At 42.2% G+C, this 22,872-nt stretch carries 19 protein-coding genes; 1 reads left to right on the top strand and 18 read right to left on the bottom strand.

Annotated elements, in window-relative coordinates:
- Positions 1-300: 300 nt before the first annotated feature.
- The 18 genes from ytxC to J7I90_RS10010 all read right to left on the bottom strand — a co-directional run bounded on the left by ytxC (position 301) and on the right by J7I90_RS10010 (position 21,478).
- Complete coding sequence (gene ytxC / locus J7I90_RS10095; protein ID WP_214771070.1) at positions 301-1,161, bottom strand: sporulation protein YtxC; 861 nt, start codon at positions 1,159-1,161, stop codon at positions 301-303.
- A gap of 121 nt (positions 1,162-1,282) precedes the next feature.
- Positions 1,283-2,221: a primosomal protein DnaI gene (gene dnaI, locus J7I90_RS10090; protein ID WP_048681168.1), complete on the bottom strand. Its 939-nt coding sequence runs from the start codon at positions 2,219-2,221 to the stop codon at positions 1,283-1,285.
- Complete coding sequence (locus J7I90_RS10085; RefSeq protein ID WP_311380995.1) at positions 2,208-3,632, bottom strand: replication initiation and membrane attachment family protein; 1,425 nt, start codon at positions 3,630-3,632, stop codon at positions 2,208-2,210. The genes dnaI and J7I90_RS10085 overlap by 14 nt, the downstream gene beginning before the upstream one ends.
- 52 nt (positions 3,633-3,684) lie before the next feature.
- A complete protein-coding gene (gene nrdR, locus J7I90_RS10080) occupies positions 3,685-4,146 on the bottom strand; it encodes a transcriptional regulator NrdR (protein ID WP_034309080.1) in 462 nt (153 codons plus the stop codon).
- Positions 4,147-4,415: 269 nt separating this feature from the next.
- Complete coding sequence (gene speD, locus J7I90_RS10075) at positions 4,416-4,796, bottom strand: adenosylmethionine decarboxylase (RefSeq protein WP_034311443.1); 381 nt, start codon at positions 4,794-4,796, stop codon at positions 4,416-4,418.
- An 836-nt stretch (positions 4,797-5,632) separates the two neighbouring features.
- On the bottom strand, positions 5,633-6,670 hold the full coding sequence (locus J7I90_RS10070) for a glyceraldehyde-3-phosphate dehydrogenase (RefSeq protein ID WP_096337888.1): 1,038 nt from the start codon (positions 6,668-6,670) through the stop codon (positions 5,633-5,635).
- Positions 6,671-6,828: 158 nt separating this feature from the next.
- Positions 6,829-7,428 (bottom strand): dephospho-CoA kinase, encoded by a 600-nt coding sequence (coaE, locus tag J7I90_RS10065; protein ID WP_214771067.1) that lies wholly within the window; start codon positions 7,426-7,428, stop codon positions 6,829-6,831.
- Positions 7,429-7,451: 23 nt separating this feature from the next.
- Positions 7,452-8,084: a sporulation membrane protein YtaF gene (gene ytaF / locus J7I90_RS10060; protein ID WP_214771064.1), complete on the bottom strand. Its 633-nt coding sequence runs from the start codon at positions 8,082-8,084 to the stop codon at positions 7,452-7,454.
- A gap of 79 nt (positions 8,085-8,163) precedes the next feature.
- Positions 8,164-8,994 (bottom strand): DNA-formamidopyrimidine glycosylase, encoded by an 831-nt coding sequence (mutM, locus tag J7I90_RS10055; RefSeq protein WP_214771061.1) that lies wholly within the window; start codon positions 8,992-8,994, stop codon positions 8,164-8,166.
- 19 nt (positions 8,995-9,013) lie between these two features.
- Positions 9,014-11,638: a DNA polymerase I gene (gene polA, locus J7I90_RS10050; protein ID WP_214771058.1), complete on the bottom strand. Its 2,625-nt coding sequence runs from the start codon at positions 11,636-11,638 to the stop codon at positions 9,014-9,016.
- A 127-nt stretch (positions 11,639-11,765) separates the two neighbouring features.
- Positions 11,766-12,698: a protease modulator HflC gene (gene hflC, locus J7I90_RS10045; RefSeq protein WP_133349630.1), complete on the bottom strand. Its 933-nt coding sequence runs from the start codon at positions 12,696-12,698 to the stop codon at positions 11,766-11,768.
- Positions 12,695-13,723 (bottom strand): FtsH protease activity modulator HflK, encoded by a 1,029-nt coding sequence (gene hflK, locus J7I90_RS10040; protein ID WP_214771353.1) that lies wholly within the window; start codon positions 13,721-13,723, stop codon positions 12,695-12,697. The genes hflC and hflK overlap by 4 nt, the downstream gene beginning before the upstream one ends.
- A gap of 432 nt (positions 13,724-14,155) precedes the next feature.
- Positions 14,156-15,934, bottom strand: a complete 1,779-nt coding sequence (gene pnpS, locus J7I90_RS10035) for a two-component system histidine kinase PnpS (RefSeq protein ID WP_063590459.1) — start codon at positions 15,932-15,934, stop codon at positions 14,156-14,158.
- Positions 15,931-16,650 (bottom strand): response regulator transcription factor, encoded by a 720-nt coding sequence (locus J7I90_RS10030; protein WP_048681145.1) that lies wholly within the window; start codon positions 16,648-16,650, stop codon positions 15,931-15,933. The genes pnpS and J7I90_RS10030 overlap by 4 nt, the downstream gene beginning before the upstream one ends.
- 240 nt (positions 16,651-16,890) lie before the next feature.
- Positions 16,891-17,826 (bottom strand): malate dehydrogenase, encoded by a 936-nt coding sequence (mdh, locus tag J7I90_RS10025; protein WP_214771055.1) that lies wholly within the window; start codon positions 17,824-17,826, stop codon positions 16,891-16,893.
- Between the two features lie 121 nt (positions 17,827-17,947).
- The gene (gene icd, locus J7I90_RS10020) at positions 17,948-19,264 is read right to left on the bottom strand and encodes an NADP-dependent isocitrate dehydrogenase (RefSeq protein ID WP_255256669.1); all 1,317 of its coding nucleotides are present in this window, start codon (positions 19,262-19,264) and stop codon (positions 17,948-17,950) included.
- A 95-nt stretch (positions 19,265-19,359) separates the two neighbouring features.
- Positions 19,360-20,475, bottom strand: a complete 1,116-nt coding sequence (gene citZ, locus J7I90_RS10015; RefSeq protein WP_095390768.1) for a citrate synthase — start codon at positions 20,473-20,475, stop codon at positions 19,360-19,362.
- Between the two features lie 541 nt (positions 20,476-21,016).
- On the bottom strand, positions 21,017-21,478 hold the full coding sequence (locus tag J7I90_RS10010) for a DUF441 domain-containing protein (RefSeq protein ID WP_214771052.1): 462 nt from the start codon (positions 21,476-21,478) through the stop codon (positions 21,017-21,019).
- Between the two features lie 193 nt (positions 21,479-21,671).
- On the opposite strand from J7I90_RS10010, the gene ytvI reads away from it, so the two are divergent.
- Positions 21,672-22,796, top strand: a complete 1,125-nt coding sequence (gene ytvI / locus J7I90_RS10005; protein WP_214771049.1) for a sporulation integral membrane protein YtvI — start codon at positions 21,672-21,674, stop codon at positions 22,794-22,796.
- Positions 22,797-22,872: the final 76 nt, after the last annotated feature.

Raw genomic sequence — 22,872 nt, 5'->3', positions numbered from 1 at the left:
ACGAGCTTAGTAATAGATATCATTAACCCGCGGTTCCACCCTCGTTCCAGCTTGCTTTTCACGGCAAAATGGCACTTGTAACTTGGTAACGGCAGCTTCCCGTCAGCTCATATTCGCAGTATGCCTGCTTTCCGAGCCGAAGTTTAAAGGTGGTAAGTGTTCCATGCGAATAGGAAGCTTACAGCCTGTTGGCTTCCCTCTCTGATAATCGGCGACTAGAATACCCTTGTCCTCATCATAACTTTTAGTTTTTTAATAGTATGTAGGAAATTATAATTTGTTATACGGTGAAAATCAAGGTTAATTTTCTTTTTTCCACGAAAGTTCATTCAACTGCATAGAAAATGACGAAAGTGGCAAGATGGTCGCCCGTTCTTCGAAAATCCTTGAAATGGTCTGGATGAGCCCCTCTTCCTTGTCATCGGTATATATGCACAAGTTTTCAGGAGCGATCGATAAAAGCGGGGCAAGTATCACCGTATCGAGAAAAAGTGAGCTTCTGGCAAGAAGCCTCCTGTCGATCATACTATTGATTTTTGGACGGTCGAGTTTGCTGAATTTCTGATCATAGAAGTGAAAACCGTCCCGGTTGACCAGGTGAAGCTTTCTTAATTTCGACTCCTGCCCTTGAAGGCAATCACGGAGCGTAGCAATGAAATTTTGATAGTCCTGTTCCAGCTTATATTCATCAATTGCCTTGACGACATACTTTTCCAAAGTGTGCTGAAACGATTTTAAACGGAAGGTCGTAAAAGAATCGAATGAAAAAGATACCTTTCCAGCCAAGATGCTTTGAAGTCCTTCCTCAATCAATCGTTTCTCCGTACTGAATGCTCCATCTTTATTCCTGGCTCTTTCCGCTTCGATGATGGATGATGCAATTTCAATGATGGCTTCAATTTCTTCCCGTTCCCTATAAAAAAATTTACCGACTATAATTTGCTCCAGAACAGGAAGCGTCTTTTCTTCCAATAAAAAAGAATGGAATGCATCACGAAGCAGGATTAGCCATTCATCACCTGAAGATTCCGTCATATCCACATGCATGCCTTGTTGCGGAATAAATCGAATATATGCTTGAAATTCTGCCCCCAGTGGATGGACAGAAACGAAATTCAGTAATTTCAATGCCTCTGAATCGTTTTGAAACAAAATTTGCACTACGACATCCCCCCTTCCCCCTTGCTTCTTTTTTCATGTATATGGGGATGGGGACGTGTTTAGAAGTAGGATGGGCCTTGTAAGAAGAAAAAAGTGACCTCCATTAAGAGACCACTTTTCTTCATCTTCTCCGATTCACGCCATCAAGCTTGACCGGCTCAGCTAAATATTGAATTCTTTCCAGTACCCTGGCCGCCTTCACTTCTTCTTTCTCACCGCGCTGTGAAAAGGTCAGGTGGTTCTCCAGGCCATTCAAGTCAAAATTCGAAGTGAAAAATGTCGGCAGGTTTTCCAGCATCCTAAATTGCAAAATCGGACCAAAAACCTCATCGCGTCCCCAGCTCGTCATGGATTCCGCCCCAATATCATCAAGCATGAGGATAGGTGCCGTTTTCACCATTTCAATTTTTTCATTGACCGTATTATCACCTATCGAACCCTTAAGTTCCCTCAAATAGTCAGGTACATAAACTATAAGGGAGGAAATTTGCCTTTTTGCAAGTTCATTGGCGATCGCACCTAATAAGTACGTTTTCCCAACACCGAATTTCCCGTATATATACAAGCCTTTTTGTCTTTTACCCGGCTCATATTCCATAATGAACGACATCGCTTTACTTAGGACAGACAAGCGTTTATTTTCATTATCCGTTTGGGTAAAATCTTCGATGCTCGCCTTTAAAATATCCTTCGGTACATACAGGCTGCGGATCAGTTTTTCCCGTTTCCGCTTTTCATCCTCTGCCAATTTCCTCGGGCAGACTTCATAATGCAGGTTCAGGGCTTTTCCTTGCACCACCAATTTGGGATAATACCCTTGCATCATATTGATGCAGCCATCCAAGCTCGGGCATTTATCACACTTATTGCTCTGTGAAGTGAACTCATAAAGCTTCCCCAAGTTTTTATCAATCATTTCCTTCGTGACCGTCGAGCTGTTGGCATTCATGAATAACCGCACTTGTTCGTTTTCAAAAATCTCCTGTTTCAGCTTTTCATAACGCTGTTGAAATTGATTTGTATTGGCCAATTTATTAAGGGACCTATTAATCTTTTCCATCGTTCATTTCACCTCCCGCTTTCCACAGCTTCCATTTCTCCAGAAGTTCGCGTTTTTGGGCATCCAATTCAGGCTGATCTGCATTCTGCTCCTGCTGTGCTTCTTCTTTTTTCTCAAGCCATTCAGGAACCACTTCTTCCCGTATCGCCTTTTTCCGGCTGCCCTTCGCAACATTCCTGCTTCCTTGAGCCCAGTCCTGATATTTCCTATGTTCATTTTTGGCCAGTTCCATCGCCTCGACGACTGTTGAGACCTTTAGCCGTGCCCAATGGCCTGCCAGCTTTTCCACATAACCCTTCGTGAACTTCATATCCGTTTTGAGCATGACATATTCAATCAAGACATTGACGACACCCGGATTCAGCTTTTGATTGATCATCACGCCCTCAACCACTTTCAAATCACCGCTTGACGGCTCTGCACCGCCAGACAATTGCATCAGCCGCTCCCTCGGGGAGATCGTCTCCAAATGACGAATTAACTCTTGTTCCTTGGTTTTCGGTTCTTCTTTTTGTGTCCGTTCACGAATTGGCTGCACCCGATTGACAAGGGAAGGCATATCGGCCTGCCGTTCGATCTGGTACCAGTCCCTTGCAGCCTTTCTAAGCAATTCCTCATCAATCTCATCATCCAATGAAACGGCATCCATTACTAGTTTTTGCATTTCCAGCGGATCGATGCCATATAAAAAAGCGAGTTTGGCAATCGTACTTTTTATTTTCGGAGTGAAAGCCTTTTTCGGCACGATCGAGGATTTCATTCCGGCAAATAAAAGGTCAAAATCGAATAAGTCATCGAACCCAGATGGCTCGACGCCTTCCGCCCGATCGATGTATTGCTGTTCAGGCACCGGTTTCCATTCGTTTTTCGCTTCATCCGTTACATATAAAGAGTCCAAATGATCTGATGAGAATACTTCCGCAAAAGATTTGGTCACACCTTCATATTGATCGGTTAAGATATGGTCATCACAAAAGAATCTCTTTAACCGGTTGAATTGAGCTTTACCGATTTTTTTGTATAAGTAAATATTCAGCATTCCATCCGTGAAAAACTGCTGGGGGGAAAGCGGCGGGTTTAACTCATAAATGAATTCCTTCGTTTCATTTTTCGATTTCTTATATACATTCAACAGGCCGATTCCTTCAAGTAAAAGGCGTGCTTCGTAAATATCGCCTAACTTAAGGCCGATGGTATTCATTAATTGATAATGCGAGGAGGTTTCCGACCATAGCCTGTTTTCCTCCAACTCACTCCATAACGTCATATATAGGCTAATGCAGATAGGTCCAATAAGAGGTTGATATAGTCGGGTAAGTATTTTCCGATCATAGTCATGAAGCAGCCCCGCAGATGAGACCAGATATGAATCAGCTGGGAGCAATTCTTGCCAATGCATTGACATCTCCATTCAAACCTTTCAAAAGATGTAGTGAAAAAAGAGCCAAAGTGAATCTTCAGCTCTACTTTCTTTCTTTATTTATTAAATCTTTCAGTTCATCAATAAAGACATTAATATCTTTAAATTGTCGATAGACGGATGCGAACCTTACATAGGCAACTTCATCGACTTCTGCCAGCTTGTCCATTACCATTTCGCCGACACTGTCGCTTTTCACTTCCGATATGCCCTGGTTGCGTAGTTCTTTTTCTACATAACTGGTAATTTGCTCAAGTTCTTTCAAGGGAACCGGACGTTTTTCGCAAGCCCTGATTAAGCCACGCAGGATTTTATCACGACTGAACTCTTCACGTGTCCCGCCCTTTTTCACTACAATAAGCGGTGTTTCCTCCACCTTTTCAAATGTCGTGAATCGAAAACCACATGCCTCACATTCACGGCGTCGTCGAATCGATTTACTTTCATCGACTGGCCTGGAATCGAGCACTCTTGTTCCGTTATATTGACATGATGGGCATTTCATCATTATCAGCTCCGTATTTTATGTAGGACTCCCCTATCTAAATGTTCCCCAAGGAATTACTTCTCTATCTTAATCTTATATTAAAAGGAACGGACAGTACAAGTAAAAAGTGTAACTTCCGGCAGCAGGCACTTTTTGTTCTGCCGTTGAAGCACCGTTGCCAAGTGCATTGTGCTACAAGGCAATCCTCTCCAATAAAGTGAAGCAGACTGCCGATTCATTGCATTAAAAAAGAGATGCACCCATGGCATCTCTGTGTATACATTTTTTTATAGGGCACTTATATTGGCTTTTTTCATTTGTACAGGACCTAATCCACGTGGTAATTCTATGTTTTCACGTGTTTGCGCATTCAAAGCTTCTGCAATATAATCTGCCGCAATATTCGGATCCAAGTTACCGCATGTATAGACATCAATGCTCGCATAGCCGTGTTCTGGAAAACTGTGAATCGTTAAGTGTGATTCAGAAATGATGACAACCCCGCTGACTCCTTGTGGAGCAAATTTGTGAAAGGCAACTTCTCGTACCTCTGCACCTGATTTCAAAGCAGCGTCAACAAAAATCTTTTCAATTAAATCGATATTGTTCAGTTTTTCAAAGTCACAACCCCAAAGTTCAGAAATTACATGTCTACCCATTGTTTCCATAGTGTAAGCTGTTTCCATATTAAGCTTCCCCCTTACCATGATTTAAAAATAAGTTCTGATAACTACCACGGGGGAAAGTTAGTCCAAAGAGGTCCTAACCCTTTAAGTAGCCATCATGCAAACCGTTTTGAAGAAGTTCACGATTCATAGTATATATGGTTTGAATTTTTTTTGCAACTCCAAATTGTATTTTTGGAAAGATAAACTTTATATGTAATGGGGATATAGCAAAGGTTCCAATGTGGAGCAAATTCCGTCATCGGTTTATTCAGTGCCATAAAGCAGAGGGGAATTCATGGATCACTGCATGAAAAATAGCCCGCTAAAAAATTTTAGCAGGCTCTGACTTTAGACAAACTCAATAATGTCTAAAGTTTTTAGTAGTTATTTTATACTAGGCCGTTGATTGGAACGTAGGGCACTCGCTTTCCGCGGGCGGTCCGGGAGCCTCCTCGGCACCATTGCGCCTGTCGGGTCTCCCTTGGACGCACTTTCCCCGCAGGAGTCTCGAACACCCGCTCCAATCAACTTTGTTTTAACAGTAAGATAGAACTCCTTTTACCTCCAGTCTATTTAAGGAAGAAACAAAGGGGATTAAGGGCAGTTCAACTGATACTGAGTTTAGCTACTATTATGTGAATGATGAACGAACAAAATAAGTTTGCCTATTCGTTTCATGCGGCATCATCCGCAATGAATTTGTGTTAGGGACGATAGTAACACCCGAAATAAGCATGATAATCATATCTTAGAGCTTCTGGTTAATAACTGCTTCAAATCCAATAAAAAATCAAAAATAGCCCGCTAAAAAATTTTAGCAGGCTCGGGTTTTCATTTTAATTTACTGATAATTCGACTTCGGACATTTTTTTCAACTCGGAGCCAACCAATTTTACAAGGTCCACTACACGGTTGGAGTAACCCCACTCATTATCATACCAAGCAAGGACCTTCACTTTCCTGTCCCCGATCATCATCGTCGTCAATCCATCGATGATTGCAGAGTGTGGATTCGTTTTGAAATCACTGGAAACTAAAGGTTCCATCGTGAATTCCATGATTCCTTTGAGTTCATTTTCTGAAGCATCGATGAAGGCTTGGTTCACTTCTTCAATCGTGACATCACGGTTTAAATCCACAACAAGATCGACTAAAGATACGTTTGGTGTCGGTACGCGTATCGCCATTCCATGAAGCTTGCCTTTTAATTGCGGCAACACTAGTGAGATGGCTTTTGCAGCTCCTGTAGTCGTAGGAATCATGCTTTCCGCAGCGGCACGGGCACGTCTCAAGTCTTTGTGCGGGTTATCGATATTATTTTGATCATTTGTATAAGAATGTATCGTTGTCATTAAACCATTGTTTATGCCGAATTTTTCATCAAGCACTTTTGCAACAGGTCCAAGGCAGTTCGTTGTACAAGATGCATTGGATATGACGAAATGCTTGTCAATTTCCAGCACCTCCTGATTCACTCCCATTACAATGGTAACGTCTTCATTTTTACCCGGGGCTGATAATATTACTCTTTTTGCTCCTGCGTCTAAATGAAGAGCCGCTTTAGAACGATCATTGAATTTGCCAGTGGCTTCAATTACAATATCTATGTTCATCTCTTTCCAAGGCAATAGCTTTGGATCGCGGTTATTTATTAGTTTTACTCGGCGGCCATTCACTACTAATGAATCATCTTCAGCTATAATGATACCGTCGAATTTACCATGTATCGTATCATATTTTAGTAAGTGTGCTAAAGTTTCAGCTGGATAGCTTGCATTTATGGCAACAATGTCCAAACTCTCGTCTAATATGGCTTTTCGGAAAACCATTCTTCCAATTCTCCCAAATCCGTTAATCGCTATTCTTGAATTCATTGTTCGGACCCTCCAGAAATATTAGTGTTATACTTATTACCTTTCGCATGTAATTAGTATAACATAATTCAGAGGAATTGTGCTAATAAAAATGCGGATTGTTCTTATTTTTTCAACATAAAAAGAAGAAACCAGGCGGTTTCTTCTTTTTATCATCATTATATGACATACCATTCGCTAAGTATGCTCTTCACTTGCCGCTTCGTTTCATTAATGTCACCATTATTATCGATGACGGCATCCGCTAAGGCCTTTTTATCGGCCAAGGGCATTTGTGAATTGATCCTGGCAACTGCCTCCGTCTCCGAAAGACCATTCCTGTTCATTAATCGCTTCAATTGAACTTGCTCATCCACATAGATCAAAAGCGTCTTATCCACCATGAATGTCAGCTTGCTTTCGAATAGGAGCGGAATATCCATGAACACCGTTTCTTCTCCTGATGATAGTGCTGCTTCCGTTTTCACCCGCATCCAATTCCTGACGGCAGGATGCACGATGCCATTCAACAGCAATCTCTTTTCTTGATCATTAAATATGATCGACCCAAGCTTTACGCGATCTATATTCCCATCCGTCAATAAGATATCTTCTCCAAATGCTTTCACAACTTGGTGATAGGCTTCTTCACCTGGCTCAACGACAGCACGGGAAGCCAGATCTGCATCGACAATCGTGAATCCGAGTTCCTGTAAATAGAGGCTGACGGTGCTTTTCCCACTGGCAATGCCTCCGGTGATTCCGATGATTTGTCCCATAAGCTCCCCCCCTTTTATCCTTATCATAACTTGAATAAACCGATGATAATCAATAATACACCTGGGAGAAAGGTCAAATGCTGGACAACTTTATTATTTGAAAGCAATTTTCCGCTTTGAATTCCGCTCCAAATGAAAATCGAACTCATAACAGCGATGCACCCTGCGAGGATGATCGGTGAAATCCCGATCATAGCCGCTCCAACCCCGGCCCCGAACGCATCCAGCGAAAGTGCAAACCCCAGAACAAGCGCTTCAACACCTGTAATCGTACCTGATTTATCAAAATCGGCATTCAATGGTTTTTGTAAAATATTAATGACTACCCCAAGTGATTTAATTTCAAAGTTAAAGATGATCTTTTCATGATATCTATCATCATTCAAATCTTTTTCAGGCTTAAAATACTGGTACACCATCCAGGCACCAAGCAAAATGAGGATGATGCCGCCTGTTTTTTCAGCCGCCCCGATAGATATGAGCTGACTGATGAATTGTCCGATGACCATCGCTATACCTAAACTCAATGCAGAACAAAATGAGATGACCGCTATTGACCTTAAGGGGATTTTCATCTTCCGCATACCGAATGTCAAACCGACGCCAAATCCGTCAATACTAACTGCAAAAGCGAGAAAAATAATTTGTAGCCACATCGGAATATTACTCCTTCCCTACTCGTTGCTACCCTAGTATATGGAAGGAGCCCATCCGATGTGTTTGAAAAAACATGACCTATTTTAGCGGCTGGCATGACGGGCAAATATGTGTGCCGCGTCCTGCAACAACCATTTTTTCAAGTGGCGTGCCGCATGTTTTGCAGTTCTCGCCTTTTCGTCCATAAACATTCAGTTCCAACTGAAACATGCCGATTTGCCCTTGGGAATTAATGTATGAACGAATCGTGCTTCCTCCTTTTTCCACAGCTTCACCTAACGTCGCTATGATTTCAGCATGCAACGTTTCGATTTCCTGCAACGAGAGTGAAGATGCCATTCTCTCCGGATGGATACCGGAACGGAATAACGACTCGTCCACATATATATTCCCAATCCCGACGACAACGGTTTGATCAAGGAGGACGGGCTTGATTTTCCTGTTGGTTCTTGCCAACTTCGCACGAAGACCCTCGACAGTAAAATCTTCAGACAACGGTTCAGGCCCTAAGTGCAACAGGGGCAACTGTTCAAATTCTTCCCCTTTGGCAAATAGATGCATCGTTCCGAATTTCCGGACATCCCTGTACCGAAGTTCACTGCCATCCGTGAAAGTGAAGATCACATGGGTATGCTTATCATACGGCTCTTCTTTTGGATGTACGCCGTATTTCCCTTCCATCCTTAAATGCGAAACCAACGAATAATCATCCAAGGTGAAAATGAGGAACTTGCCCCGACGGCCTATTGCAGAAATCGTCTGCCCCCTTAAGGCATCCTGAAACTGTTCGACGGGCTCAGGCGCTTTAATGATCTTTGGCCAGAAAACGGACACTTCCTTGATCTCTTTTCCGAGTACGAGTTGCTCTAACGTTCTTCTGACTGTTTCCACTTCTGGAAGTTCTGGCATTGCAATCACCTATCTTTTATTATTTGGCATCAAACCATGTTGGCCCGAAAGCATAATCCACTTTAAGGGGCACGTTCAATTCAATGGCATTTTCCATTTCCTCCGGAACGATCACTTTAAGGATTTCGAGTTCCTCAGGAGGGGTTTCAAAAATCAATTCATCATGAACCTGTAGAAGCATTCTCGTTTTGAGCCCTTCCCTTTTCAGGCGTTTATTCATGTTGATCATGGCAAGCTTGATGATATCAGCGGCACTGCCTTGAATCGGCGTGTTCATCGCTGTACGTTCGGCAAAACTCCTGATGTTGAAATTCCTGCTTGTTATCTCAGGTATATACCGCCTTCTTTGCATCAGAGTCGTGCTAAATCCTTTTTGACGGGCCTCATGTATGCTTTCTTCCATATATTCCTGAACGCCCGGAAAGCTTCGTAAATACTTCTCGATGAACTCTCCAGCTTCTTTTCTCGTGATTCCAAGGCTTTGCGATAGTCCGTAATCACTTATACCATAAACGATTCCGAAGTTGACCGCTTTGGCATGGCGCCTCATGTTCGAGGTGACTTGATCTGCCGATACATGGAATACGTCCATGGCTGTCCTTGTATGGATGTCCATCCCGGCCTGGAATGCTTCCACCAATCCGCTGTCATTGGCGATATGAGCCAGGACACGTAATTCGATCTGAGAATAGTCGGCAGCAAAAATGATCCAATCCTTTTCGGAAGGAATGAAGGCCTGCCTGATTTTCCTTCCTTCTTCCAGTCTGATCGGGATATTCTGGAGATTGGGATCTGTAGAACTTAACCGGCCGGTCTGGGTCAACGCTTGGTTGAACCGGGTGTGCACCTTGTCCGTTTTGCCATTGACCACTTTAAGCAATCCTTCAATGTAAGTGGATTGCAGCTTACCAAGCTGGCGATACAGCAGTATCTCCTTAACGATATCATGCTTGCTCTCCAGTTTTTCCAGCACATCGGCCGAAGTCGAATAACCTGTTTTGGTTTTCTTCATGACCGGAAGCTCCAACTTTTCAAACAGGATGGCCCCAAGCTGTTTAGGTGAATTGATATTGAACGCCTCTCCAGCCAATTCGAAAATTCGCGCTTCGATATTTCTTAAGCGAATGGCTAATTCCTGTCCCATGTTTTTCAGTCGGCCTATGTCCACCTTGATTCCCTGCCATTCCATATTTGCCAGGATGATTGACAATGGCAGCTCCAGTTCCGTAAATAGGTGATACTGCTCGAACTCTTGCAGCTTATCTATCATCGGTTCTTTCAGAGAAAAGATCGCCTTCGATTTTCTGGCGATATGCTCCCTCAATTCCGCTTCCTCAGGTATTTTGCGTTTTGCACCTTTTCCATAAAAAACATCATCTGTTTCAAGCCGGATAGTACCTTGGGTTTTCGTGATTTCTGCGACTTCGTCCACTGACTCTGCCGGATCAAGGATATAGGATGCCAAAAACACATCAAAATCGATGCCTTTTATTTCGACTCCCCGATGACGCAGTGCCACGACCGTACGCTTCGCATCGAAAACCGTTTTCTTTTTTGTTTCATCCTCTGCCCAGGATTTAAATGCAATGGAACTCAGAGCATCCTCTCCATTGAAGTAAAAATGACCTTGTTCATTACTGATGGCGATCCCTATTATGTCGGCTCGATGATAATTATCTTCTAAAATTTCAACATACAAGGCACTTTCATCTGCAAACATCCCTTCTGTCATTTCAGCAGTGTGCACCTCTATCTTCTCCTGTTCAAGCGGTGCGCTTTCCGTTACATCCAATTTATCGAGCAAAGTCGAAAAGCCAAGCTCCTTATAGAATGAGATGACTCGATCCTGATCCATGCCAGAGTACTCGGTCTCGTTAACGGAAACTTCAAGCGGCGCTTCCCTCGTTATCGTAGCCAGCTCCTTGCTTAATAAGGCCAGGTCTTTATGCTCTTCAATTTTCTCTTTCAATTTTTGTCCGCTTACCTCATCGATCGACTGCAGAAGGTTTTCAACCGTTTCAAATTGATGCAATAATTTAAGGGCAGTCTTTTCACCAACACCCGGAATACCGGGGATATTGTCGGAGGCATCACCCATCAGCCCTTTTAAATCAATGATTTGCAAAGGGGATAGACCGTATTTTTCATGTATATGCTTTGGAGTGTATTCCTCAATTTCAGTAATCCCCTTTTTCGTGATGGAAACTGTCGTACTAGGGGAGGATAATTGTGTTAAATCCTTATCTCCGGAAATGACCTTCACTTCAAAACCATCTTTTTCCGCTTGTAAAGACAGCGTACCGATAATATCATCGGCTTCGTAGTTCTCCAGTTCATACCTTTTTATTTGAAAACAATCAAGCAGCTCCCGAATGAAAGGGAATTGCTCGGATAATTCTGGCGGCGTTTTTTGGCGCCCGCCCTTATATTCTTTAAAGGATGCATGCCTGAATGTCGTTTTACCCGCATCGAATGCAACAAGTATGTGCGTTGGCTTTTCTTCTTCAAGAATGCGGTTGAGCATCATGGTGAATCCGTACACGGAATTCGTATGGACCCCCTTATCATTATTCAAGAGCGGAAGCGCAAAAAACGCACGGTATGCAATGCTGTTTCCATCTATGAGAACTAGCTTTTTATCCAAATCCTTCTTCCTCCAGTCATACAGGTTTATGTAGTTATAGCTTCTATATAAAAACGCAAAAAGCCGTTCATTTTCCTTCTCTATTCTACCATGAGTAGAAGCGGAAAGAAAAATGACGGCATCAAGGTTATTTAGTATTTCCCATTAACAAGCTGGCATAAGGGGAATCAGAAGGCAGCACAATGACCGTTTGATCTCCAATCGTTTTCTTGTAGGATTCAAGGGTCCGGTATAGTTTATAGAATTCGGGGTCTTTGGAAAACGATTTATTATAGATTTTCGCTGCTTCCCCTTCTCCTTCAGCCCTGATCACTTCTGCATCAGCCTCTGCAGTGGAAAGCAGTTCTTTCACTTTCCGATCGGTATCCGCAATGATACGGTTTTTCTTCGCATCACCTTTGGACAGGTATTCTTGCGCTTTCGATTCCCGCTCGGAAATCATCCTCTTGAAGACGGATGCTTCGTTTTCGGCGGGCAGGTCAGTCCGCTTGATCCGGACATCGGTCAAGCTGATTCCATAACTGTCCTTTTGCAGTAAATCGTTGACTTTTTCGGTAATGCGGTCGTTTAAACTTCCCCTGGATGACTTCTCATCATTGATGATCTCATCATAATTCAGCTGACCGAGCTCTGAACGAACTGCCGAATAGATGAACTCTTCCATTTTCGTTTCGGCATTCTCCAGTGTCCTTGCATTTGTAATCAATTTCTTCGGATCTTCTATTCTCCAAACTGCATAGTTATCGATCAGCATCCGCTTTTTATCTTTCGTATTGATTTCCGCTTCGGAAACATCGGAAGTCATCTGATACTTCGGTAAGGTCATGATACTCTGAATGAATGGCACCTTCGCCTTCAATCCCGGGGTCTTATCGATCCTTACCACCTCACCGAATTGGCGGACGACCTTGTATTCGCCCTCTTTTACGATATAGACATTGGTGAAGATGATTAGCAGCAGCGCGATGAAAATAATCAGGAAAATGCCGATTCTCACATAGCCCCTCCAATGAAAATCCCCTTTTTTCAACTCAGAGAAATCTATTATTTTTCCACTCATTGTTTAGTGCCCCCTTCCCCTGTCGCTTTTTCTTCCGATGCATTCCCTTTTTTCGTTTCTTCCATGGCGGCATCATCTGGGGCAGGAGTTTTTTTCGTTTCCTCCTTTTCAAGCGAGCGCAGCGGCAAGTACTTCATTGTGTTTCCATCATCATTCATAATATAAATCTCTGCATTCGGCAATACTTCCTCAAGGGTCTCAATAATTAGACGGTCCTTCGTAATCCCCTTATTGCCTTTATACTCACTGAGTAATTTTTCAAAGACCGCAACATCTCCGCGGGCAGCTTCCGTACGGGCAGCTTTATCCCCATTGGCCTGTGAAATGATGGCATCTTTTTCCCCTTCCGCTTCATTCATACGCTTATTTTCATATTTATCCGCTTCGTTGATTTTCGTATTCGCCGTTTCCCGGGCATCCGTTACATTAGTAAATGCTTTCCGCACTTCTTCATTCGGTAACTCCACGTCCTGGAGTTTAACCGCAGATATGGAAATCCCGACATCGTATTTCCCCATTAGCTGTGACAATAAATCGCGTACATCCGCTTCGATTTGCGCTTTACCAGATGTAAGGGCATCATCGATTTTCGTGCTGCCGATTATGCTCCGTAATGCAGCTGAAGTCGTATCGTATAATATTTTTTCTGGATCTTCTGCATTATATAGATATTTTGGAGGGTCGGTGATTTTCCACTGAACGACTAGGTCGGCCAGCACAATATTTTCATCACCCGTAATCATTTTGGTCTCACTCGGGTAATCCTTCACCTCTCCATCCTCTTCCTTATATCCAAATTTAAGACTGAATGTTTCTTTGGATAATTTCTCGACCGATTGAACTGGCCAAGGCAGTTTAAAGTGAAGTCCTGGTTCCGTTATCGTCTCCTCCACTTTACCAAACGTCATTATGACAGCTTGATCGGATTCATCAACCGTGTACCAGGTCGATATCGCAACTACACCCAAAATTAAAATAAGAAAGACAAGTCCTGTAATTGTATATATCCTTTTTAAGCTGACGATATGTATCACCCCTTCTTTGAAGTTATATCTTATTTACGCAAGAAAGGGCCTAAAGTTTCATAAAAATCAAATATTTTCCTAGAAAAATAGGATAGAGGAATGGTTCCCGGGGAACATAGCCAAAATTAAAAGGCAGAGACCATGTCTCTGCCTAAGTTTTTTAAGGTTTGTACGATTTGAATGTTGATTGCAACATAGACGCCCTATGCACCTGCAGGGGCTCCTTGGACGGGTTATTCCTACAGGAGTTTTGTTTACCTGTTCCAATCATCTTTTGCTTAAAAATATTGGTTGAACTTCTGAAAAAATCAAACAGAGACTATGTCTCTGTCAATGTTTAACTCCTTGGATGAGGGGTTGTACAACCATTGTACCCCTGCATTATGAAGTCCGTTTTAAGGAATTGTAAAGGACATGTAAATAAGATGCCCGCTACATTTTCCCTTTTAAGCTTTTATTTAAAGTCACTGTAAAAGTCGTCCCGGTTCCAGGTGTGCTTTCCACGTTGATTTTACCTTTATGGACTTCTATTATATGTTTGACGATTGCCAGTCCTATGCCCGTTCCTCCTGAATCGCGGCTCCTCGCCTTATCGATCCGGTAGAACCGTTCAAAAATCCTTGGCAGTTCTTTTTCTTCGATGCCGATCCCGTTGTCTTGAACTGTAATATCGACGGTCTGTTCATTTTCAATGATGTCAACGGTGACCCTGCCGCCATTGGGTGTATAGGTCAGTGCGTTCGTAATCAAATTGATGAAGACCTGTTTGATCCTGTCAGATTCCCCTTCAATGAAAACTGGTTCCGGTGATGTTTTAATTTCAAGGGACACTTCTTTTTCCTTCAGCTTGCCTATAAGCATCTCTTGTATTTCGCCAAGCACTTTCGTAATATCCACGACCCCTGCGTTTAAAACGAATTCCTGTTGCTCCATTTTGGATAAATTCAGAAGCTCCTGAATGAGTTCTTGCAGCCGGTCACTTTCTTTCAAGATAATCGATAAAAAGTGCTTTAAGGTCTTTTCGTCTTTTAAGGCGCCATCTAACAATGTTTCAGAGAAGCCTTTAATGGAAGTGATCGGAGTCCTCAATTCATGGGACACATTGGCCACGAAATCCTTCCGCATCTGCTCGAGCCTTTTCAATTCGGTGATATCATGGAAAATGAGGAGGATCCCCTTCCATTCATCATGATTCCCGATTATTGGAGCGCCATAAATCTCAAAATGCTTACGTTCTATGGCAAGCGGTATCTTCACCTGCCGTTTTATCGTTTTTTCCGTTCGAAAGATCTCTTCGATGATGGCTATCACTTCCTGGTCTTTAATGACCGAATAATATTCCTGAAACAAAAACGTAGCGGCGTTCACACGGAAGCTTTTCTTGAATTCCCGGTTGATCAAGGTCGTATACCCTTTACTGTCTATCAGCAAGACCCCGCTACCGATATTCTCAACAAGAGTTTCCAAACGATCCTGATTCATTTCCCTCGCTATCTCTGTTTCCTGAAGATTCCTCGCCAATATGTTCAAGGAAGTTGTCAGCATTCCCGTTTCATCGGAATGCCTCCCGAATGTCCGGGTTCCGTAATTCCCTTTTGCCAGTTCAATGGCTGCCATCGTCGCCTCTTCGATCGGACGGGTATAATATGAAGTGATTTTACTCGCAAGCATCAGGATGATGATCAAGGCAACCCCTAAACAAATGATCAATATTTGCCACATTTGTTTATTCACTTGATGGATGGCCTCTATTTCATTGCTATGGACGACAAAGCCTTCGATCTCGCCGTCCTTTTCAACCGTCTTCCAATAATAATGGAGGTCCGATTCGCCTTCGACCACTTCATACCCTTCCCCATTCTTAAGCCCTTTTTCCAAAGTTATTTTGCGAAGGACATTGGCATGGCTTTTAAGTATTTCATTGGATGATGTCGAATCGTATAATATTTCCCCGCTCGTGGAAAGAATGGTTAAATTAGAATCTAAAAGGGGTGTCAGTTTTGCCGTCTTCCCTTTTTCCAAAAAGGACTCGATCCCGCCATGCTCCTTAATATATGTAGAAATGAAAAATGTTTCGTTCTGTATGCGCTCATTGAACGTTTTAATATAATAACTTTTGAACAAGTGCCCCAATAAAAAGCCCACGGCCATCAGGACGACCATCACCAATGTGATGAGGGTATATAAGAGCTTTTTACGGTAGGTCGTCATTCCTTTTTAGGCTCCTCAAGCTTATACCCCAAGCCCCTTATCGTTTTAATATAGAGTGGTTTTTTTGTATCTTTCTCTATTTTTTCACGAAGATGGCTAATATGGACATCGACGATCCGTGAATCCCCCGCGAAATCATAATTCCATACCGCACTGAGAAGTTGATCCCTAGTCAGCACTCTTCCTTTATTCTTCGCCAAATATAAAAGTAATTCAAATTCCTTTGGAGTCAATTCTAATTGCTGTTCATCAAAGAATGCTTCGTATCGTTCCGGGAACACTTTCAATTCCCCTAATTTCAGGAGACCCTCTTCCTGATCCTGATTTGACTCACTTCCGTTCGATTGCAACTGGGATCTTCTTAAAATGGCTTTAATCCGGGCCACTACCTCCCTGGGACTAAATGGCTTGGTCAAGTAATCATCCGCCCCCAGTTCCAGTCCCAGCACCTTGTCAAATTCATCGTCCTTAGCTGTCAGCATCAAGATCGGTATATTGATTTTTTGCTGGCGAAGCTGCTTACATACTTCAAGCCCGTCCATTTTAGGCAGCATCAAATCCAATACCACTAAATCGGGGCGTATATCCACGGCAGCCGCCAGCCCTTGTTCTCCATCCAAAGCTGTGATCACCGTATAGCCTGATTGTTCTAAATTGTACTGAAGTAAGGTAACTATTGATTGCTCATCATCCACTACGAGAATTTTCTTTGACATTAGATCCTCCTGAATTATGTATTACCCAAAAGACCAATTTCTTGGTCTACTCATCCAATTCCATTATAAAGAATATTATATGAAATTTACACATAAAAAAACGGAAATAAAGTTATCCCTATCTTCAGCAGGGAGATTACAAGTTCCAAGGTTTGTTTGAAGGGATTAAAAAACTGCCCGGAGTCGGAATAAGACCTTGGCCTTATCTTCCAATATCCGGGCAGTCCGATAATGATAATCTTATTGAAGGACTTGCATGACTGCTTTGACTGAATCAACTGATTTTGAAAGTGCCGCTTTTTCGCCTTCAGTCAAATCAAGTTCGATGATTTGTTCAATGCCGTTTGCACCAAGTACTGTCGGCACTCCAAGGTAGATGCCTTCAAATCCGTATTCACCTTCGAGATAAGCGATTGATGGAAGAACGCGACGTTGATCTTTAAGGATCGCTTCAGCCATTTCCACCAGGGATGCAGCCGGTGCATAATAGGCGCTTCCGTTTCCTAGAAGATTTACGATTTCCCCGCCGCCAGTGCGGGTACGAGCCACTATTGCTTCTAAACGATCTTGAGGGATCAATTTTTCCAAAGGAATTCCGCCTGCATAAGAGTAACGCACTAGAGGAACCATATCGTCTCCGTGTCCGCCAAGTACGAATCCAGTTACATCTTTAACGGATAAGTTTAATTCTCGAGCCACGAAAGTGCGGAAACGAGCTGTATCAAGAACACCTGATTGTCCGATAACGCGTTCTTTAGGGAAACCGGATTCTTTGTATACAGTATAAGTCATTGCATCTACAGGGTTAGTCAAAACGATGATTGTTGTATTAGGGGAATATTTAACGACCTCTTTTGTTACTGATTTCATAACTTTTTGGTTAGTTTGAACTAAGTCGTCACGGCTCATGCCGGGCTTACGGGCAATTCCGGCAGTGATGATCACCACGTCGGAATCAGCTGTTTCTGCATAGTCGGATGTACCGATGATGTTAGCATCGAAACCTAGAACAGGTCCTGCCTCCGCCATATCAAGGGCTTTACCTTTTGTAGGGTTTTCAGCTTGCGGAATATCAACTAAAACGATATCACCAAGCTCTTTTTGAGCTGCCAGGAATGCTGCTGTAGCACCAGTGAATCCAGCACCAACTACTGTGATTTTTTTACGTTTAGACATGTTATTTCCTCCTTAAAATATATAAATACTTTTGGAATACTTTTAACATCCTCTGAAAATATATATAAGCCTCCTGGAAAAGAAGCCCGTTCAGGCACTTTTCCAGAAAGCATATAATGAATTATTTAAGGTTTTTGATAAGCTCGTCAGCGAACTCAGAACATTTAACTTCCGTTGCACCATCCATTAGGCGGGCAAAGTCGTATGTAACAACTTTAGAAGCGATTGTTTGTTCCACTGATTTAGTGATGCTGTTTGCAGCTTCGTTCCAACCAAGGTGCTCAAGTAAAAGAACGCCTGAAAGAAGAACTGAAGATGGGTTAACTTTATCAAGACCAGCATATTTAGGAGCCGTTCCGTGAGTTGCTTCGAAGATGGCATGTCCAGTTTCGTAGTTGATGTTTGCTCCTGGAGCGATGCCGATTCCGCCAACTTGTGCAGCTAATGCATCAGAAATGTAATCTCCGTTCAAGTTCATTGTTGCAACAACATCAAACTCTTTAGGACGAGTCAGGATTTGTTGTAAGAAGATATCGGCAATGGAATCTTTAACGATGATTTTGCCTTCAGCTTCAGCAGCAGATTGTGCTTTGTTAGCAGCTTCAGTGCCTTCAGCATCTTTAATTTTGTCATATTGGTTCCATGTAAACACTTTATCGGCGAATTCTTGTTCAGCAACTTCATAACCCCAAGTTTTGAATGCACCTTCAGTGAATTTCATGATGTTACCTTTATGAACAAGCGTTAGTGACTTACGGCCTTCTTTGATCGCATAGTTAAGTGCAGCGCGAACAAGACGTTTTGTTCCTTCTTCGGAAATCGGTTTAATTCCGATACCTGAAGTTTCAGGGAAACGAATTTTTTGAACACCGAATTCATTTTGAAGGAATTCGATTAATTTCTTAGCTTCGTCAGAACCTTTTGCATATTCGATACCAGCATAGATGTCTTCAGTGTTTTCACGGAAGATGACCATGTCAGTGTCTTCTGGACGTTTAACTGGTGAAGGTACACCATCAAAGTAACGTACTGGACGAAGACATACGAATAAGTCCAATACTTGACGCAATGCAACGTTCAATGAGCGGATACCGCCACCGATTGGAGTTGTAAGAGGTCCTTTAATAGCGATTAGATATTCGTTAATGACATCAAGAGTTTCTTGTGGAAGCCATTCGCCCGTTTGGTCAAATGCTTTTTGTCCAGCTAAAACTTCTTTCCATTCGATTTTCTTTTCGCCATTGTAAGCTTTTTCAACTGCTGCGTCTAAAACGCGGGATGCTGCAGCCCAGATATCAGGACCGATTCCGTCTCCCTCAATATAAGGAACGATTGGGTTGTTTGGTACGTTAAGAACACCGTTAGTAACTGTGATTTTTTGGCTTTGTGTCATGTCTCTTACCTCCGATTCAAATTCAAAGGTTAGATGGCCTGCCATTAAATAAGGCAGAACCACTAACCTTTTTTACTCACATCTATTAATTTACTACAAATTCGATGAAATAAAAAATGATTTTTCGAAAAAACTTTTAATTAGCGGTTTTCAATCGGTACATATTTTTGCATACCTGGTCCAACATACTCTGCACGCGGACGGATAAGGCGGTTGTTTGAATATTGCTCAAGGATATGAGCGATCCAGCCTGAAGCACGGCTTACAGCAAAGATTGGTGTAAATAGGTCATGCTCGATGCCTAAACTGTGGTATACGGAAGCTGAATAGAAATCCACGTTTGGCGGAAGATTTTTTTGACCGGTTACGATTTCATGAATTTTGATGGACATATCATAATATTGCGGTTGTCCAGTAAGTTCAGTCAGTTTCTGTGACATTTCTTTAAGGTGTTTAGCACGAGGATCACCTTTACGGTATACACGGTGGCCAAAGCCCATGATTTTTTCTTTATTGGCTAATTTTTCGTTGATATATGGCTCAACGTTATCAACTGAACCAATTTCCGTAAGCATTTTCATGACTTGTTCGTTAGCTCCGCCGTGAAGTGGGCCTTTTAAAGCGCCGATGGCAGCAGTTACACCAGAATAGATATCAGCTAATGTAGCCACACAAACGCGTGCAGTGAATGTAGAAGCGTTTAATTCATGGTCAGCATGAAGAACCAATGCTTTGTTGAATGCTTCTTCTTCGATTGCCGTTGGCTCATTACCGCTTAACATATATAAGAAGTTAGCAGCAAAGCTTAAATCTGTACGTGGAGCAACAGCTTCTTTCCCTTGACGGACGCGAGCGAAAGTTGTTACCAATGTAGGGATTTTTGCTTGGATGCGGATTGCTTTACGATAGTTAGCATCTTCACTCATTACATCTGCTTCTTCATCATAAAGACCAAGAAGAGATACTGCAGTGCGAAGAGCTCCCATTGGATGTACTTTATCAATTGGGTATGTTTTGAAGTGATTAACCACTTCAGCTGGAATTTCAGCATTTTCAGCAAGTTGTTTAGTTAATTCTTCTAGTTGGCTTTTGTTCGGAAGAGCTCCGTGCCATAAAAGATAGATTACTTCCTCGAATGTTGCGTTCGAAGCCAAATCATCGATGTCATAACCTACATACGTTAATGTGTCATCGATAATGGAGCTTACTGATGAAGTTGTTGCTACCACACCTTCAAGACCTTTTGTTGCTGTCATACTAAATCTCTCCTTTTCCTAGATATTCCCCTATGCCCTTGCTATTAGCGTATAAATGTAGCGCTTTCAAGAAATTAGCTATTGCAAACAACCATCTATTTTTTAGCAGAAGACATACATCTTGTATTGGAAGCGTTCACAGAATATGACCCCAACAATAGTAAAATGTACGATAATCTTTAAATAAGAAATTCTAAAAATAATGCTTGTAGCTATTCCTAGTGAGCGCTTGCTCAATAACTACATCTTTTTTTTAAGATTCCTCAAAAATATCAATGATATTCTGAATCCCAATTTTAATAAATCAGAGCAGTTACATGATTATTATAAACAATAAACACTTTTTTGGGAATGAAAAGCACTTAAAATGTGAAAAAATTATTATTTTATTAGAAAAATTAGCTACATATTCTCTTGCTTTATTCATGCGTTTAAAATCGTTTTTTTCAAAAAAAATGTCTCAAAGCAGAATAAACGAAACATTAAATAGAAAATTTTCATTTCCAGTTCTGACGGGCTTTTCTCCCCTTAGCCACTCGCTTCATTTAAAAAAATTGAAGATCTGCATGCATAAATAAGCAATTCCTGCCCCGATTAACGGGCCGACAGCCACACCTTTGAATAAGGCGACCGCAAGAATCGTCCCAAATACAAGAGCCGTGGTAATGTGCGGATCATGCGACAGCAATGTAATCCCATTTTTCGCTATGAGTGCCACGGCTATTCCGGATGCAAGTGCAATCCAGGCATAAGGTGATTTTATCGCGTCTCCTAGTTCCTTGAAACCAATCGCCCCGTTCGCTATGGGAATGAGGACGGAAATCGTGATGATCGTGACGCCCAGGTTAATTCCTTTCGCTTCCAGATATGGAAACACTTTAGCGTCAAGGCCAATCAGTTTCATGCTTAAAAGAAAACCCGCAGCTATTATCAGTGAGGTATTTTTCCCAAACCAACCGATTGCAGCAAGCAGAATTAAAAATACGACAGGACCGTTGATCATTATCCATTCACCTTCTTCCTTCTGTTTTTTGTTATTTTAACATAACAAACTCCCTTGTTCTTGGGAGAAAAATGATTTAAGGAACGATGCATCTGCAGAAAAAATTCAAAACGAAAGATGAAAGAATCTTTCCTTTCTTTTCCACCATCGTTACAATTATAATACAAACTTAATGGTTGAAGGAGGATATGACTTGAATCCGGTATATATGTATCGTTTCATTCGTTCTTTACTGGTCGTCGGAGGGATAGTTTTAGGTGGGATTGCCTTGTTTTATTTATCTAAATATACATATCCATTCATCATTGCCATGATCATCGCGTTCTTGATGAATCCCCTGGTCATTTTTTTCGAAAGGAAAGGGCGGCTGCCACGGGGGTTGGCTGTATTCGTTTCCCTTTTACTCATATTCCTTTTATTTGCGGGTCTTGTCACCTTACTGGTCACCGAGATCATTTCGGGCACCAATTACCTTGCCGGAGTCATCCCGAAACATATTGAAACCATCGTGGATTATATAGAAACATATATCGCTACCACCGTCATCCCTTTATATAATCAAATAGCTGCCATGTTCAATAATTTGGATACCGAACAGCAAGACACAATCCTCAAGAATATCCAAAATATCGGTGAATCGATCACGACGGGAGTAAGCGGCTTCATTCAAGCCTTCTTGAAGAACATCCCTACAATCATCGGATGGTTTCCAACTACAGCAACGGCACTCCTTTTTACTTTGCTTGGCACATTCTTCATCAGCAAAGATTGGGATACCTTCGGCCGCATGACCGGAAAAGTGTTGCCTGATAAGATTTTTGCGGGTGCAAAGCGTTTATTCAGGGATTTAAAACGGGCATTATTCGGGTTCATCCGGGCACAATTCACTCTTGTTTCATTGACGACTGTCACGATTTTAATCGGCTTTCTCATTTTAGGGGTGAATTATTCAATTACCATTGCCTTGATATGCGGACTGGTCGATATCATTCCCTATTTAGGGACAGGTACGATTTTCATCCCTTGGATCATCTTTGAATTCATCGCCGGGAATACAAGTCTCGCAATCGGTTTGTCCGTCCTTTACATAATCGTCGTTGTCCAGCGTCAGCTGATAGAGCCAAAAGTACTTTCATCCAGTATTGGTTTAGATCCGCTTGCCACTCTCATCGCCTTGTTCATCGGATTCAAATTGATCGGTTTCCTAGGTTTGATTGCAGGACCTGTCGTACTTGTCATATTCAATACACTTCAGCGTGCCAATGTCTTCAAGGCCATATGGACTTTCATCATCGGGGATACAAAGAAAACCACTTAAGGTTATCCAGACATCAATTAGCATTCACTCTTTTCCACTTAAAAATCCGCCTCGGGTACAAGGCGGATTTTTGGTT

It is taken from the genome of Bacillus sp. ISL-57, from assembly GCF_018613135.1.
GTDB lineage: Bacteria > Bacillota > Bacilli > Bacillales > DSM-1321 > Peribacillus > Peribacillus frigoritolerans.
This window is presented reverse-complemented; position numbering and strand designations above follow the sequence as displayed.